Consider the following 15,982-nt stretch of genomic DNA (forward strand, 5'->3'; position numbering starts at 1 on the left):
CGTCTCTGGTTTGAAACTGCTACTTAAAGATCGATCTCGATTGTACCGCCGTCTTCCGCCGCGCGCGACTGGCAAAGGATGATGGCGCTCTCGCGCTGTTTCTTCGACAAGACGAAGTCGCGATGCTCCACATCGCCGGCAACGAGCCCGCATTTGCAGACGCCGCAAATGCCGTCGGAGCATTTCACGTCGATGTGGATGCCGTTCTCGGCCAGCACGTCCGTCGCGGTCTTGTCTTCCGGCACAAGAAACTGGCGGCCTGACTGCGCCAGTTTCAGAGTGAAGGGATGGTTCTCCCATTCCGGCAGCTCCGGCACCGAGAAATACTCGAGATGCCGCGCCTCCTCCGGGAAGCCCTGTCGCTCCGCCGCCTCGACGACGCCCTGCATGTAGCGGTCCGGCCCGCATGTATAGACATGCCAGCCGTCCTCATAGCCCGCGAGCACGTGATCGAGATTGGCGCGTGTCCCCTCGGCGGTCACATGGACATAGACCTTGTCGTGCCAGGGCACGTGAGCCAGATCGTCCAGATAGCCCGCCAGCTCGCGCGATTTGATCGAGTAATGCATGGCGAAATCCGCGCCGATCGCGTGCAGCCGGTGCGCCATCGCTATCATCGGCGTAATACCGATACCGCCCCCCATTAGGAAGGTGCGCTTTGCCGTCTCGTCGAGCGGGAAATGGTTGATCGGTCGCGAGATGAAGATCTTGCGACCCTCCGAGAAGATCCGGTGCATTAGTTTCGAGCCGCCGCGCCCCTCGTCCTCGCGCAGCACGCCGATCTGGTATTTCGACCGGTCCGCCGGATCGCCCGACATCGAATATTGCCGCAGGAATTCCGGCGCGACGACGATGTCGAGATGCGCGCCCGCCTCCCATGCCGGCAAGTCTGAGCCGTCGAGCGAACGGAACTCGTACTTCGTCACGTCGCCGCTCATCTTTTCGGCCTTGGACAAGACAACCCGCAGCACCGGGCTCTCTCCGGCCGCCGTGTAGCGATGGACATGGCTTTCGTCGCCTCTGGCCAACCGCGCGCGATATTCCTCCGCGGTGATCATCGCCTGATAGGCCTCGATGCCCTTTTCCCGATCCATCGGGAACGGATAGGGCCAGGGATGCGGCGCGAGGTCGGCGGGATAGACGGCGAGCGTCTGATCCTCGTATTTCAGGTCAAGATCGCGCTGCAAGTCTCTGCGATTTATAGGGTGTCTCGTCGGTCGGTACGCACCGTCATCCTCCAGCTCGATGTCCCACCACCATTTCTTGACGTCGTTCAGCCCGCCATTGCCCACCGCATCGTCGAGCTTCGCCAAGTAAGGCGCGGCTGACGGAATATTCGACGCCATCCAGCGGAACGGCGCTTCGGCGAACAGGCCTTCGAGGTTCCACGGGCAGGTCTTCATGCAGCGCCCGCACATCGCGCCGCCCTCGGTCGTGATACGGTACGTCGCGCATTTCTGGCTGTCCGACTTCCAGATCTCGTAGCCGTTGAACATCAGCTTCGGCCCCGCCGTGATCGCGCCGGACGGGCATTCGCGGGCGCATTTGTTGCAGCTCTCGCAAAAAGTCTGCAGGCCGAAGTCGATCGGCTTGTCATGCGCTACCGGCATGGTCGTGGTGACGACGCCTGACTTCAGCCGCGGCCCAAGATAGGGATTGAGGATCACCTCGCCGATCCGGCTGACTTCGCCAAGGCCAGACAGCAGGAGCAGCGGCGGTTGCAGCACCTCGCCGTCCATCACGGTATGCGCCTTGGCCGAATAACCGAGATTGCGGATCTGCTTGGCGATCACCCCGCCGAGCAGCGAGAAACGCAGATAGGCGCGCATCGACTGCGCCACCGAGATCCAGTCGTCGCCCGACGCGCCCTCCATGGTCTCGTAACCCTGATCGATGATCATCGAGACCGCCTGGTCGTGCGGCGGTGTCAGTTCCGCGCCGGTCGCGTCATGCGAATACCAGGTCCAGTCCGGGCAGCGCGAAAGGCCGACCGCATCGACGCCGAGGAAGTAGGTCGCCGCCTTGATGTTCTCGGCATTGCGCCGTGCGTCATGCGTCGATGCGGCGATCTCCGCCGCCGGCTCGCCGTCCTGCAGCAGCACGAATGCGCCCAGCACCCGGCGCTGGCCCATCGAGGGCGCGGCCTTGCGCGCATAATGGCCGCCCTTCGCCCCGTCCTGGCAGGCCTTGCCCATGTCTCCGAACTGGGCGCGCGCGAACATGTCGGTGCGTTTCGGCACCCGCGCCACGCGGTCCTCGTCGATATAGGTCGTCGGTTCGTCGACCCGCTTCAGCTTCTCGAAGGGATGCAAACCGTCGACGAAGCGCCGGTCGGCGAATGGCTCGCGGTTCAGTGCGTTCTTGGCGAAGCCCTTGCCCGTCCACCATGCCGGCCCCTTGGTGCGAAACCAGGGCTGTTCGGCCAATGGCGCGAGTGGCAGATCAGCGGCGATTTCCATTTCCGTGGTAATGGCAGCGACGCCGAAGCGGCTGCCCACATAAGGATTCGCCAGTTCTCCGTGTTCGACACTTGCGAGCCCAGCCGCCACGGCCAGCTTGTTGAGATCGACATCCGAGGATGTGCCCGTATGCGCCTTTGCGTCGAAACCTAGCAGACGGATATAGTTGGCGATAACGACCGCCGTTTCCGACGCCCTCAGGCAGGCGCGCTCCGCCTGCGCATCCATGATCCAGTCCGCGCCCGGCTCGTCCGGCTTCGGATCGCGCGGATATTCATAGAGGAATACGATGGCATGGCTGTGCCCGTTGATCGTCGTGGGCGGCGCCTCCATCGATTCCTTCAGATCGGCCATGATCATGTCGATGCCGGAGGCGAGCGTCTTGGTCTGCCGCGTTCTCAGATCGTGCTTCAGCCGGTCTATGGCCGGATTGCGGATCGGTTCTTCCAGCAGGTCGGAACGCGACAGCGCGCAAGCGCCGATCATCGACGCATCCGAGAAATAGCCGAAACCTTTCAGATGATTGGCCCGCTCGACGGGATCCGCCGGGATCTCCGCCCGCGCCTTGTTGACCAGACCGTCGCGAATGGCGTCCATCATGGCCTGGTATTCGCCCATGGCGTTGACGAGACTTTCCGGCTTGTCCGGTCTCTCGAAGGAAAGCCGCGTCATCGCGGGGATGGAAGCAGCATCGGGCCCCCGGTCCGTCCGGGCGAGGCGCTCAAGCGGATACGGACCCATATGGACCGGGCGATCCCGGTCGGAGAAGAAACGAATGCCCATGCCTCCCATCCATGAACCTGCACCGGCCGGTGCATTTTCCTGAACGTGTTAAGCTAATCGGCGATGACGCGCCACCCGCACCTGTCCCATTTCGCTGTTACCTCTGGCGCCGCTATTTCGGGGCCATACGGATCGCTCCGTCGAGACGAATAACCTCGCCATTCAGATAAGGGTTCTCGATTGCAAACCGGACGAGACTGGCAAATTCCTCCGGCTTTCCGAGGCGCGACGGATAGGGAATCGATGCGCCGAGGCTCTGCTGGATCTCTTCGGGCATGCCCTGCAGAAGCGGTGTCAGGAAGATACCCGGCGCGATCGTGTTGACGCGGACCCCGAAGCGGGCAAGCTCGCGCGCGATGGGCAGCGCCATCGAAACGATACCACCCTTCGACGCCGAGTAGGCCGCCTGCCCGATCTGGCCGTCGAATGCCGCCACAGAGGCGGTGTTGACGATGATGCCACGCTCATTGTCGTCCAGCGGCTCCTGCACGGACATGCGGGCAGCCGCGACGCGAAGCATGTTGAACGTGCCGATCAGGTTGACCCGGATGACGTTCTCGAACTCGCCGAGCGGTTGCGGCCCTTCGCGCCCGACGACACGCCCGGCGGTTCCGATCCCGGCACAGTTCACGAGAATCCGAATATCGCCGGCGGTCTCCACGGCGGCATCGACCGCCCTGTCGGCGTCCTGCTCGCTCGTAACGTCACCGGCGACGGCAATACCGCCAATTTCGGCGGCTGCTTTCGAAGCGGCGTCGGCATTGCGGTCGAACACCACCACCTTGGCGCCAGACTCGGCGAGCATTCCTGCCACGGCGCGTCCCAGACCGGACGCCCCACCCGTTACGATTGCCCCTGCACCTTCCAGCTTCATACCGCCTCCCTGAGTTTACGGATCAGCATGACCCGCCTGTCGTGATTGTTGTAAAGCGCTTCGGCCAGGTCGTCGCGATTGCGCAGAACCGCGCGCTGGTTGAGCGATCCCTTGTCGGTCACCTCGCCGGCGTCGAAAGACAGTTCATCTTCGAGGAATATCGCGCGCACGACACGCGTCGCCGAACCGGTGGATTTTGCCGCGTGCGCATCGAGCAGTTCCTCCATGCGCTTATGCACGTTCTCGTGCGCGAGGACCCTGGTGTCGGTCATTTCATCGCCACCCGGCACCAAGGCCCGAAGTTTCGGCATGAAGGGAATCAGGATCGCGCCGAGTTCGTCACGGTTCTCACCAACAAGCACGACATCGCGAACAAGCCCGCCGAACTGGTCCACCAGCTTGGCGCGCAAGGCCCCAACGGCAACCCACGTGCCCGTTCGCAGTTTGAAATTCTCGGTAATCCGGCCGTCGAAGTAGAAGCCCTTCGATGCATCGCCCGGGACGGCGAAGCGCAGGGCATCTCCAAGCTGGTAGAAGCCCTCTTCGTCGAAAGCCTCGGCGGTCAGTTTCGGGTTGCGCCAGTAGCCGGGCGTCACATTCGGCCCCTTGATGCGAACCTCGAGCTTGTCGTCATGCGGAAGCAGTTTCAGGACGACACCCTGCGACGGAACGCCGACATTACCGGCGATTTCCTGCTCTTCCATGCACATCAGCGCAAAGGGCGCCGTCTCCGTCGCGCCGAGTCCGGTGCCCAGGAATACGCGATGGCCGGTCGTCTGAGCCGCAAGATCGTTCAGGCGATCCCACGTGTGCTGTCCCATCGCGGCAGCGGCATACATCATCATGCGCAGCTTCTTGAAGAAACTCTCGCGAAGGACATCGTCCTTCTCCATCGCATTGACGAGCAGTTCGTATCCGGCCGGCACATTGAAATACCACGTCGGCGAGACTTCCCGCAGATTGCGGATCGTGATTTTCATGCCTTCGCGCGAGGGCTTGCCGTGATCGATATAGAACGTCCCGCCAGTGAAGATCATCAGGTTGAAGACCTTGTTGCCGCTGGCGACATGGCTCCACGGCGCCCAGTCGACGACCACCGGCGGCTCTTCTTGCATAAAGGCGTAGCAGTCGGTCACCATCGCAATGTTCGAGCACAGCATACGATGGGTGGTGATGACCGCCTTGGGCGAACCGGTCGTGCCTGAGGTGAAGAGAAATTTCGCGACCGTATCCGGCCCGACCGTGGCGTGGGCCTGATCCACTTCCGGTCCCGGCACTGTCTCCAGAACATCATCGAAAAGGAAGCAGTCGCGTCCGCCGATCGGCTCGGTTACGACGACCGCCTCGACTTCCGGCCCGAACACCATGTCGATGGCGCGATGATAGGCCGATCCGTCCTGCGCGAAGACCATTCCCGGCGTCAGCTGGCCGGCGATGTCGCGCAGCTTGGCGCAGTCTTCCGAGATGAGGGAGTAGGCCGTCGAGACGGCAGCAGAGGGAATGCCCACATGCTGCGCGCCAAGCGCCATCAGCGCGTGCTCGATCGAGTTGTGAGACAGGATCAGCAACGGCTTTTCGGCGGAAAGCTTGTTTTCGAGAAGGAATGCGGAAATCGCCCGCACCTTTTTCAGCGCCTCGCCATAGGTGACCTTGCGCCAGTCCCCGGCCCCGTCGCGCTCGGCCATCCAGACGCGGTCAGGCGCGGTCTCCGCCCAGTAGACAAGACGTTCCGTTACCCGATCCGGATATTGCCCGAGCTCATCCTTTCGGCTGACGATCCAGGTACCATCGTCGCGTTTCTCGGTAACGATTTCCGGGGACCAGACAGCGATCTCTCGCAATGGAGCAGCGGACATTAGTTCCTCCCAAAATGCCCATGAATTCAGCTTGACCGCGGACGGCCATTGACGCAATGGTCGGTGTTCGTATATTTCAAAACATTATCCTAGTAAACAATTTCAAGTGCACATATAACCAATAAGGCCGAATGGCCGTGGCGGGAGGACTAATGGAAAAGGCGGTTCAAGACGGTTTCGTCACCTACGAGCTCGACGGCGATGTCGCGCTTATCGGCCTGAACAGGCCCAACAAGCGCAATGCGATCAGCGACTCCTTTGTCGAAGCTATCGCCGATGTCGTCATGCGGGCAGAAGATGAAGCCAAAGCCGGCGTCATTTACGGCCATGGCGATCATTTCTGCGCCGGGCTGGACCTCGCCGAACACGTCAAGAAATCTCCGGTGGAAGGTGTGCGCGGCTCACGCCGCTGGCACGCGGTCTTCGGCATGATCGAGCATGGCGCCATTCCGTGGGTCGCGGCGCTGCATGGCGCTGTGGTCGGCGGCGGCCTGGAGCTCGCCTCATCGACCCATATCCGCGTCGCCGACGAAAGCGCATTCTTCGCCCTTCCCGAAGGCCAGCGAGGCATCTTTGTCGGTGGCGGCGGTTCGGTTCGAGCCGCGCGCCTGATGGGCGCCGCCCGCATGACCGACATGATGCTGACCGGCCGGGTTGCAAGCGCAGAGGAGGCCGAACGCTGGAACCTTGTCCAGTATCGCGTCGGGCGCGGTGACGCCAAAGCCAAGGCGCTCGAACTGGCGCATTCGGCCGCCGGAAACGCGGAGCTGTCCAATTTCGCCGTCATTCACGCCCTGCCCCGTATCCAGGACATGGCCAAAGAGGACGGCTTGTTCGTCGAGTCGCTAATGGCATCCTTTACGGCGACCAGTCCGGAAGCCGAGGAGCGGTTGCGTGCCTTCCTCGAGAAACGCGCCAAGCGGCTGAATATCCCGGGAAGCCAGTGACATGGCGCCCTTGGCCTTGAACCAGCAGATGAGCGAAGACGAGGTCGACATGCAGGATCTTGGTGACTCGATCGGCTTCCTCACCCGCCTCGCGCAGGTCAAGACATACGAGACCTTCTTCGAGGACCTCGGCGCACACGGATTGCGGCCCGGAGAATATTCCACAGTCCTCCTGATCGGCCGCAATCCGGGCATCCGGCAGGGCATGGTCGCCCAGAAGCTGCGGATCAAGCCGGCACACATGACCAAGCTGATCCGCGCCCTCGAGGATCGTGGGCTCGTGGACCGGACAATACCCGATCACGACCGCAGGTCGGTCGAGTTGACCCTGACGCAGACGGGCCGTCAGTTCGTCGAAGAGCATCGTTTGTCCTTCGCCCGGCACGAGACGAGACTGAACAAAGCCCTGACGCCGGACGAACTACGCTCGCTCAAACGGCTTCTACGCAAATATGTCGATTTCGACGGGGAGGAAACGGCGTGAATTTCGACGCACTCAAGGCATTCGACATCCACACACATGCCGAGGAGCCGTGCTGCGGCCCGCGTGACGATGGCTACGATGAGTTCCAGTCCGGCATGGCCTCCTACTTCAAGAACCCGGCCGGCCGCGATGGCATGCTGCCGAGCGTGCAGGACACCGCCGCATATTATCGCGAACGCAATATTGGCTGCGTGATCTTTCCCGTGGACGCCGAGCGCGAGACCGGGTTCCGCCGCTATTCGAACGAGGAAGTCGCGGGCATCGCCGCCGAGAATTCGGATATCATGATCCCCTTCGCATCGATCGATCCGGCCAAGGGAAAAGCCGGCGCGCGGGAAGCGCGGCGACTCGTGCGCGACTTTGGCGTGCGCGGCTTCAAATTCCATCCGACCATGCAGGGCTTCTATCCCAATGAGCGCTGGGCCTATCCGCTTTACGAGGCCATCGCCGAGGAAGGCGCGATCATGCTGTTCCACACCGGCCAGACAGGTGTCGGTTCCGGCATGCGCGGTGGCATGGGAATGCGGCTGAAATTCTCCAACCCGATGTATATCGACGACGTCGCGGTGGATTTCCCGGACACTCCGATCATTCTGGCTCACCCGTCCTTTCCATGGACAGAGGAAGGGCTCGCCGTCGCCCAGCATAAGCCGAATGTCTATTTCGACATGTCCGGCTGGTCGCCGAAATACTTTCCGCCGATTTTCGTTCACTATGCCAATACGATCCTGAAGAAGAAGATGCTCTTCGGTTCGGACTGGCCTGCTATCACGCCAGATCGCTGGCTCAGCGATTTCGAGAAGATCGGGATCAGGGATGAGGTGCGTCCCCTGATTCTGAAAGAGAACGCGAGGAGATTGCTCGCGCTCTGAGTTTCCACGCATCAAGGGAGGAATCGATGAAGAAACTGCTCGCAGCATTCCTGGCCGCTTCGGCCATCGCGCTCGGCGGCACCAGTATGGCGGACGCACGCGAACTGCGTATCGCGCCGGCCGCTCCGCCGCCGCATCCGGCGAACGGTGTCATGTACACCAATTTCGCGAAATACCTTCCGGAGGAATCCGACGGCCGCCTCACCGCGACCATGCTCGGACCGGAAGTGGTCAATCTTGGCCAGATGAAGGACGCCCTGCAGTCGCAGATCGCGGAAGTCGGCAACCTGTTGCCGCTCTACTTCCCGGCCGACCTGCCGATGATGTCGGTCACGGGCCAATTGTCGCTGACCGGCACAAACTCGCAGGCGATGGGCGCGGCCCTCACCGAATTCGTGGTCAACTGCACCCCCTGCCAGGAAGAGATGAAGAGCCTGAACTTCGTCTTTCTCGGCTCGGGCGCTTCGGACGTCTACGAATTCCTGACCACCAAGCCTATCCACAACGCCGATGATCTCAAAGGCCTTCGCCTTCGGTCCGGCGGCGCGCCCTGGGCGCGTTTCGCGGAGCATTTCGGTGCGACGCCGGTTCAGATGTCCGTCTTTGACCAGTTCGAGGCGATGAACTCCGGCACGATCGACGGCACGATGGCATCCATCGCCGACATGCTGTCCTTCCGCCTCGTCGAAGTGGCCAAATATGTCACTTACGCGCCGCTCGGCCTCTACTTCTCGACGTCGAACTTCACCGTCTCCAAGGCAACCTGGGACGAGCTTTCGACAGAGGATCGCGCGGCCATGGTGCGGGCGGCGAACCGCGCCAATGCGGACTTCACCAACCGCTGGGGATCCACGATGCCTGGCGAGGCCGAAGCCGCATCGCGGGAAGCCGGCGTCGAGTTCATCGAGGCCGATCCCGAGTTCGTCGAAGAGATCGAGCAGTTCATCCAGGATGACATCGAGACTGCCGGAACCTACTCGCAGGAGCAGTTCGGCATCGAGGATGCGCCGGATCAGATCCAGCAGTTCCTCGCGCTCGTCGAGAAGTGGACGGCCATCGCGGAAGAGGAAAACAACGACCCGGTCGCCATGTCCAAGCGCGTCTATGACGAGGTCTGGTCCAAGGTCGATTACGCCACTTACGGCCAGTAAGGCACGACAGATCGCCGGGAGCTCAGGCTCCCGGCGGCACAGTTGCACTGAAACCGGTTCTTTCGAGGAAACCCATGCGCCTGCTTTCCCGCGTGCAGGACGGTCTCTTGGCGCTGCTTGCGCTGATCGGCGCGCTCGCCGTCATCGCGCTGATGTTGCATGTCGTCACGGATGTCGCGATGCGCAACCTGACCAACACGCCTATTCCTGCAACATATGAGATCGTGACCCATTACTACATGATCTCCCTCGCCTTCATCCCGCTCGCCTGGGTGGAACGCGGCGGCGGCATGGTGCAGGTCGAGGTGATCGAACCTTTTCTGGGACCTCGTGCGCTTTCCTGGTCCGACCGGCTCGTGGCGCTGATTTCCACAGTGATCTACGGGGCGCTGGCGTGGTTTACCTGGCTCACCGCACTCAAGAATTTCGATACCGGCGTCTTCGTGATGGCCCAGAACATTCCGGTCGCCACCTGGCCGGCCTATTTCCTTCTGCCGCTCGGCTTCTTCCTCGCCGCCCTGACAACGGCGATCCGCATGTTCCAGCCAACACGTGAGGTCGAGCAATGAGCGTCGCCACCGGCTTTGCGGGTGTATTCCTGCTTTTCGTTCTGTTGGCGCTGCGTGTCCCGGTCGCGCTGGCGCTCATCGCCGTCCCCGTCGCCGGCATCGCCTGGTTGATTGGCTGGGCGCCGGCGATCGGCATCCTGTCGTCGACGCCGTTTTCCTTCGTGGCCAACTGGACGTTGTCGGCCGTGCCGATGTTCCTGCTGATGGGCTTCATCGCGTTCCACACCGGCCTGACCGGCGGCCTGTTCGACGCGGCGAAAGCCGTTCTGCGCCGCATACCGGGCGCCCTCGCCATATCATCGATTTTCGCCTGCTCCGGCTTTGCGGCCGTCTGCGGCTCGTCGCTGGCGACAGCTGCCGCGATGGGGCGGATCGCGATCCCCGAAATGGTGAAATCGGGCTATGCGCCGAGCTTCGCCGCAGGCTCGATCGCGGCGGGCGGAACGATCGGGGCGCTGATCCCGCCTTCGATCCTGATGATCGTCTACGGCGTCTTCGCCGAAACGTCGGTGACACAGGTTTTCCTCGGCGGCATCACTATCGGACTCCTGACCGCGATCGCCTATTCGATCGTCGTTCTGCTGACATGCTGGTTGCGGCCGGACATTGCCCCGCCGAAACCGCTTGATGCCGAGGGGATCGACACCAAGAGCGCGATCCTGAACATCTGGCCCGTGCTGCTCCTCATGGTAATCGTCTTCGGCGGCCTGTTCTCCGGCGTCTTCACCGCGACCGAAGCAGGCGCGGTCGGCGCCATCGGCTCGATCCTCATCTCGGTGGCAACCCGCCGGCTGACCTGGGACGTCTTCAAGACCTCGATGATCGAAACGCTGATGACCTCGTCGTCGCTGTTCATCATCGGCGTGGGCGCGTCCATGTTCACGCGCTTCCTCGGGCTGACCGGACTGACCGGATTCATCTCGGCGACGGTGAACGGCGCCGACCTCGGTTATGTCGAGCTGATGTTCATCGTGGTCATGCTTTATCTCGTGCTCGGCATGTTCATGGAGCCGTTCGGCGCGATGCTCGTGACGCTTCCGGTCCTGCTGCCGATCTTCAAGACACAGGGCATAGACCTGGTCTGGTTCGGCGTCCTGTGTGTGAAACTGCTTGAGATCGGCATGATCACGCCGCCGGTCGGGCTCAACGTCTTCGTCATACGAAACGTGGCGAGCCAATACGCCACGGTCGTGCAGATATTCAAAGGCGTGATTCCGTTCCTGCTGGTCGATCTGCTGGTCGTCGCGATCGTGATCGCGCTGCCGCAGATCGTGCTCTACCTGCCATCCCTGATGAAGTGAGGAACCGGCGACAAAAAAAAGCCCGGACAACCGTCATTGGTTGTCCGGGCTTTTCCGTTGTCTCGGGGTAACTTAGAAAGGCAGTCCTACGTAGTTCTCGGCGAGCGAGCCAAGCGCCGCCTCGGACGAGAACAGATACTCGAGATCCGTCTGCTGCAGCTTCTGATCGTAGGGAATACTGTCCGGGAAGGTGTGAAGAAGCGTGGTCATCCACCAGGAAAAACGCTGCGCTTTCCAGACGCGAGCCAAGGCCTTTGCGGAATAGGCATCGAGCCCGGAATCGTCGCCGTTCTTATAGTGATCGACCATCGCGTGATAGAGATAGTAGATATCCGAAGCCGCGCTGTTCAGCCCGCGCGCGCCGGTCGGCGGCACGATATGCGCCGCATCGCCCGCGAGGAACAGGTTTCCATATCGCATCGGCTCGGCAACGAACGACCGTAGCGGCGCGATGGACTTTTCGATCGAAGGTCCGGTCTCCATGCGACCGGCGACATCCTCGGGCAGCCGCCGCTTCAACTCGGCCCAGAAATCGTCGTCTGACCAATCCTCCACGCTGTCAGACAGCGGCACCTGGATATAGTAGCGGCTCAGTACCCGCGACCGAAGGGAACACAGCGCAAAACCACGCTCGTGCCGGGCATAGATCAGTTCCGGGGAGACGGGCGTCGTGCGCGAAAGCACGCCGAGCCAGCCAAACGGATAAACCTTCTCATACTCGGTCAGAACGTCGCTCGGGATCGATTTGCGGCTGACGCCGTGGAAGCCATCCGCGCCAATGACGAAATCGCAGTCGATGCGAACGATCTCGTCTCCCTTGCGGTAGGTGACATAGGGAGTGTCGGACTTCAGGTCGTGCGGCTTCACGTCCTCCGCATTGTGGATGACGATTCCGTCCATCTTGTCGCGCGCATCGTAAAGATCGCGCGTCAGTTCCGTCTGGCCATAGACGACAACCGACGAACCGCCGGAATATTTGTGCAGGTCGACGCGGTCCAGCTTGCCATCATGCGAGATGTAGAAGCCTTCATGCGTTTCGCCTTCGTTGTCCATGCGCTCGCCACATTGCGCTTCACGCATCAACTCGGCAAAGCCATGTTCCAGAACACCGGCACGGATACGGCTCAGCACATATTCACGGCTGTGCTTTTCCAGCACGACCGTATCGATTCCCCGAAGATGAAGAAGCTGCGAGAGCATCAACCCCGACGGGCCACCACCGATAATACAAACCTGTGTTTTCATGAAAAATCCTCCACATGGACGAAAATATCACCGAACACATTGACCGGAATGGACGGCAGTCCAGAATACTTGTACAAATCGAACATGGATACCGCACAGACTGCCCTGCCCGTCCTGAGCTGCAACCTGTTCGGCGAAGCCGGCGACCTGCCCGACGTCGTTCATTGCGAGACGATTGAAGTGCGCTCCAAGCTGCATGGCTGGGAGCTTACACCGCACCGGCACGCAAGATTGCACCAAGTCCTGTTGATCGAGAGCGGTGGTGGGCGCGCCACGATGGAAGGTCACGGATTGGCGCTCGCACCGCAAACGCTGATCAATGTGCCGATGGGATCGGTGCATGCCTTCACCTTCGTTCCGGACACACAAGGCTGGGTGGTCACGCTCGCTGCCGAAGTCATCGACGAAGTTCTCGATCCATCGGAGGGACTGCGCCCCGTTCTCGCGCGTCCGGCCGTATTGTCGGCGGGACCCATGGCATCCGTGATCATGCGGCAGATATTCGACGAGCATGCCGGGCGGCGCTTTGCCCGTGCGCAAATTCTGCGCTCGTTGTCCGGCGTTCTGCTCGGCGAGGTCGCCCGCAGACTTTCCACCGACGAACCCGCCAGACCGAAAACGACGGACAACACGATCTTCCGGCGCTTCGAGGCACTTCTCGAAGAGCACCTGATAGACCATTGGTCGGTGACCGACTATGCGAAGGCTCTCTCGATCACGCCGACACATCTGAGCCGCATGACGCGCGCCGCGATTGGCCAGCCAGCCACGAGATTGATCGAAGAACGCATGATCCGCGAAGCGCGGCGCAACCTGGTCTACACCAACCTGCCCGTCTCGAAGATCGCCTATGCGCTCGGATACAACGATCCGGCCTATTTCAGCCGGGTCTTCAGCCAGGCCACCGGCATGTCGCCGCGCGAATTCCGCATGCGCGTCGAAGCGCAGGGCGCGTTCCATGCGTGAATGTCGTCAGAGCACCGTGCGCACATGCCAGAGCTCGGGGAACAGCTCGACCTCCAGCATCCGCTTGAGATAGCTCACGCCTCCGGTTCCGCCGGTACCGCGCTTGAAGCCGATCACCCGTTCGACCGTGGTCACGTGATTGAAACGCCAGCGTCGGAAATAGTCCTCGAAATCCACCAGCTTCTCGGCGAGCTCATAGAGCTCCCAATGCGTCTCTGGCGCTTCGTAGACGACCCGCCATGCATCCATGACGCCATCGTCGGCCGCGTGAGTCCGCGAGACATCTCGGTCCAATACACCGGTCGGTATCTCGACGCCCTTGCGGGCGGCAAGCCGCAGGACCTCGTCATAGAGGCTCGGCCGCGTCAGTTCTTCCTCGAGCAGCGACACGATATCCGCGCGATGCGCATGCGGGCGCAGCATGGCGTGATTGCGATTGCCCAGGACATATTCGATCAGCCGGTACTGCCACGACTGGAAGCCCGAGGACTTATCCAGCGCATCGCGAAAGCGCGTATAGTCGCTAGGCGTCATCGTGCGCAGCACGTCCCAGGCGGAGTTCAACTGCTCGAAGATCCGGGAAACGCGCGCCAGCATCTTCATCGCCGGCTGCAACCGGTCCTCGGATATCGCTTTGCGAGCAGCAATGAGTTCATGGATCGCCAGCCGCATCCAGAGTTCGGAGGTTTGGTGCTGGACGATGAACAGCATCTCGTCATGCGCGTCGCTCAGGGGCTCTTGCGCGCCGAGAATAGCGTCGAGATGAAGGTAATCGCCATAGGACATGCGCCCGTCGAACTGCATTGTCGCGCCTTCGCGGGACGGATCGTAATCGTTGCCGGTCGTCATGTGACCGCCTCCCGCTTCAGGAATTCCGGCCTGTCCCACTCGCCTCTCTCCACGATCTCGCACAACGTCGCCGCGGCGCGTCGCACCTCGTCTTCGGTGTTGTAGAGCGGACAGAAGCCGAAACGCATCCGGTCCGGCGCCCGAAAATCCCCGATCACGCCACGCGCGATCAAAGCCTGCATCGCCGCGTATCCTTCGCGAAATCGGAAAGAGACCTGGGATCCGCGCTCCGCCGGGTCGCGCGGACTGGCGAGTGAAACCTGCGTCGTCCCGGATTCAACCCGGCTTATGAAGAGTTCGCTAAGTTCGATCGACCGCGCGCGAATATCGTCCATGTCTATCTCGTCCCAGACATCGAGCGCCGCATCGAGCACCGCCATCTGGATCACGGGCGGCGTCCCGACCCGCATGCGCGCAATGCCCGGCGCCGGGCGATAATCGAGATCGAAGGCAAATGGCGCATCATGACCCAGCCAACCTGAAAGAGCCGGTCTTACAATATCTTGCAGGTCCGGATTCACGTAGATAAACGCCGGCGCGCCGGGCCCGCCATTGAGATATTTGTAGGTGCACCCGGTCGCCATATCGACGCCGCAACCGGCAAGATCGACCGGCACGGCGCCCGCCGAATGGGCCAGATCCCAGATCGAAATCGCGCCCGCCTCATGTGTCATTCGCGTGATGCCGGCCATGTCATGCATGCGGCCGGTCCCGTAATCGACATGGGTCAGCATGACCGCGGCGATCGTCTCGTCGATCGCGCCAGAAACCTCTTCCGGCGCGACGATCCGCAATTCATGCCCCTTGCCTAGAGAGCGCAGGAGGCCATCCGCCATATAGAGATCGGTCGGGAAATTCCCGCTGTCGGAAAGGACGACCTTCCGTTCAGGCCGCAGTTCGAGCGCTGCGGCGAGCGCCTGGTAGACCTTGATGGACAGCGTATCGCCGATAACGACGCTGCCCGGTTGCGCACCAACCAGCCGGCCGATCCGATCACCGAGCCGGATGGGCATTTCCATCCAGCGCGCCTTGTTCCAGCCGCCAATCAGCATGCCGCCCCATTCATCGGTCATCGTGCGATTTGCGCGCGAGACCGCGTTTTGGGGCAAGGGCCCCAGCGAATTGCCGTCGAGGTAGATGACACCGTCCGGCAGATCGAAGAAATCACGCGTCGCAGCGAAGTCCGTCATGACGCCGCTCCGGATTTGCCGATTTCGGCCGTTGCCTCGATTTCCACCAAAGCCTCATCCTCCAGAAGAGCGGCCACAACGATCAACGTCATGGCCGGAAAATGCCGTCCCATCACGCGCCGGTACGCCTCGCCGACTTCGCGTTGGCGCGCGACATATTCCTTCTTGTCAGTCACGTACCAGGTCAAACGGACGATGTCGGCGACCTCACCGCCTGCCCGGCGCACTACCGCCGCGATATTGGCCAGAGCCTGCTCGGTCTGCCCGACGAAATCATGCGTTTCGAAGACCTGGTCGCCATTCCAGCCGATCTGCCCACCGACATAAAGGCGCGATCCGTCCACGAGCATGCCATTGGCATAGCCCTTCGGCTGAACCCACTCGGGAGGATTGACGGTCTCGATCATGTTCGCTTTCCAATCAGATAATATAAGGG

Annotated in this window: 14 protein-coding genes; 7 read left to right on the top strand and 7 right to left on the bottom strand. The window is 61.6% G+C overall.

Going from position 1 to position 15,982, the window contains the following annotated elements; all coding sequences use genetic code 11:
* Positions 1 to 23: 23 nt before the first annotated feature.
* The 3 genes from LC343_RS14655 to LC343_RS14665 form a co-directional block, all read right to left on the bottom strand.
* Positions 24 to 3,242: a 2Fe-2S iron-sulfur cluster-binding protein gene (locus LC343_RS14655; protein ID WP_223477904.1), complete on the bottom strand. Its 3,219-nt coding sequence runs from the start codon at positions 3,240 to 3,242 to the stop codon at positions 24 to 26.
* Positions 3,243 to 3,354: 112 nt separating this feature from the next.
* A complete protein-coding gene (locus LC343_RS14660) occupies positions 3,355 to 4,116 on the bottom strand; it encodes a 3-hydroxyacyl-CoA dehydrogenase (RefSeq protein ID WP_223477905.1) in 762 nt (253 codons plus the stop codon).
* The gene (locus LC343_RS14665) at positions 4,113 to 5,972 is read right to left on the bottom strand and encodes a feruloyl-CoA synthase (RefSeq protein WP_223477906.1); all 1,860 of its coding nucleotides are present in this window, start codon (positions 5,970 to 5,972) and stop codon (positions 4,113 to 4,115) included. The genes LC343_RS14660 and LC343_RS14665 overlap by 4 nt, the downstream gene beginning before the upstream one ends.
* A 152-nt stretch (positions 5,973 to 6,124) precedes the next feature.
* Here LC343_RS14665 and LC343_RS14670 point away from each other — a divergent pair, with 152 nt between their 5' ends.
* The 6 genes from LC343_RS14670 to LC343_RS14695 all read left to right on the top strand — a co-directional run bounded on the left by LC343_RS14670 (position 6,125) and on the right by LC343_RS14695 (position 11,296).
* Entirely contained in the window at positions 6,125 to 6,919 is a 795-nt protein-coding gene (locus LC343_RS14670) for a crotonase/enoyl-CoA hydratase family protein (protein ID WP_223477907.1), read from the top strand.
* 1 nt (position 6,920) lies between these two features.
* Positions 6,921 to 7,403: a MarR family winged helix-turn-helix transcriptional regulator gene (locus tag LC343_RS14675; RefSeq protein WP_223477908.1), complete on the top strand. Its 483-nt coding sequence runs from the start codon at positions 6,921 to 6,923 to the stop codon at positions 7,401 to 7,403.
* Positions 7,400 to 8,275, top strand: a complete 876-nt coding sequence (locus tag LC343_RS14680; RefSeq protein WP_223477909.1) for an amidohydrolase family protein — start codon at positions 7,400 to 7,402, stop codon at positions 8,273 to 8,275. Before LC343_RS14675 ends, LC343_RS14680 begins: the two co-directional genes overlap by 4 nt.
* Before the next feature lie 26 nt (positions 8,276 to 8,301).
* Positions 8,302 to 9,426: a C4-dicarboxylate TRAP transporter substrate-binding protein gene (locus tag LC343_RS14685; protein ID WP_223477910.1), complete on the top strand. Its 1,125-nt coding sequence runs from the start codon at positions 8,302 to 8,304 to the stop codon at positions 9,424 to 9,426.
* Between the two features lie 74 nt (positions 9,427 to 9,500).
* Positions 9,501 to 9,995 (top strand): TRAP transporter small permease, encoded by a 495-nt coding sequence (locus LC343_RS14690; RefSeq protein WP_223477911.1) that lies wholly within the window; start codon positions 9,501 to 9,503, stop codon positions 9,993 to 9,995.
* Positions 9,992 to 11,296, top strand: a complete 1,305-nt coding sequence (locus tag LC343_RS14695) for a TRAP transporter large permease (RefSeq protein ID WP_223477912.1) — start codon at positions 9,992 to 9,994, stop codon at positions 11,294 to 11,296. Before LC343_RS14690 ends, LC343_RS14695 begins: the two co-directional genes overlap by 4 nt.
* Before the next feature lie 72 nt (positions 11,297 to 11,368).
* On the opposite strand, the gene pobA is transcribed toward LC343_RS14695, so the two are convergent.
* Positions 11,369 to 12,541: a 4-hydroxybenzoate 3-monooxygenase gene (gene pobA, locus LC343_RS14700; protein WP_223477913.1), complete on the bottom strand. Its 1,173-nt coding sequence runs from the start codon at positions 12,539 to 12,541 to the stop codon at positions 11,369 to 11,371.
* A gap of 84 nt (positions 12,542 to 12,625) precedes the next feature.
* Here pobA and LC343_RS14705 point away from each other — a divergent pair, with 84 nt between their 5' ends.
* Complete coding sequence (locus LC343_RS14705) at positions 12,626 to 13,507, top strand: helix-turn-helix domain-containing protein (protein WP_223477914.1); 882 nt, start codon at positions 12,626 to 12,628, stop codon at positions 13,505 to 13,507.
* 6 nt (positions 13,508 to 13,513) lie between these two features.
* On the opposite strand, the gene kynA is transcribed toward LC343_RS14705, so the two are convergent.
* Genes kynA through LC343_RS14720 form a run of 3 tightly spaced genes read right to left on the bottom strand, consistent with a single transcriptional unit; the run spans position 13,514 to position 15,953 of the window.
* On the bottom strand, positions 13,514 to 14,356 hold the full coding sequence (gene kynA / locus LC343_RS14710; protein WP_223477915.1) for a tryptophan 2,3-dioxygenase: 843 nt from the start codon (positions 14,354 to 14,356) through the stop codon (positions 13,514 to 13,516).
* Positions 14,353 to 15,546, bottom strand: a complete 1,194-nt coding sequence (kynU, locus tag LC343_RS14715) for a kynureninase (protein ID WP_223477916.1) — start codon at positions 15,544 to 15,546, stop codon at positions 14,353 to 14,355. The genes kynA and kynU overlap by 4 nt, the downstream gene beginning before the upstream one ends.
* Positions 15,543 to 15,953, bottom strand: a complete 411-nt coding sequence (locus tag LC343_RS14720; protein WP_223477917.1) for a RidA family protein — start codon at positions 15,951 to 15,953, stop codon at positions 15,543 to 15,545. Before LC343_RS14720 ends, kynU begins: the two co-directional genes overlap by 4 nt.
* Positions 15,954 to 15,982: the final 29 nt, after the last annotated feature.

This window comes from Oricola indica (genome assembly GCF_019966595.1).
Taxonomy (GTDB): Bacteria; Pseudomonadota; Alphaproteobacteria; order Rhizobiales; family Rhizobiaceae; genus Oricola; species Oricola indica.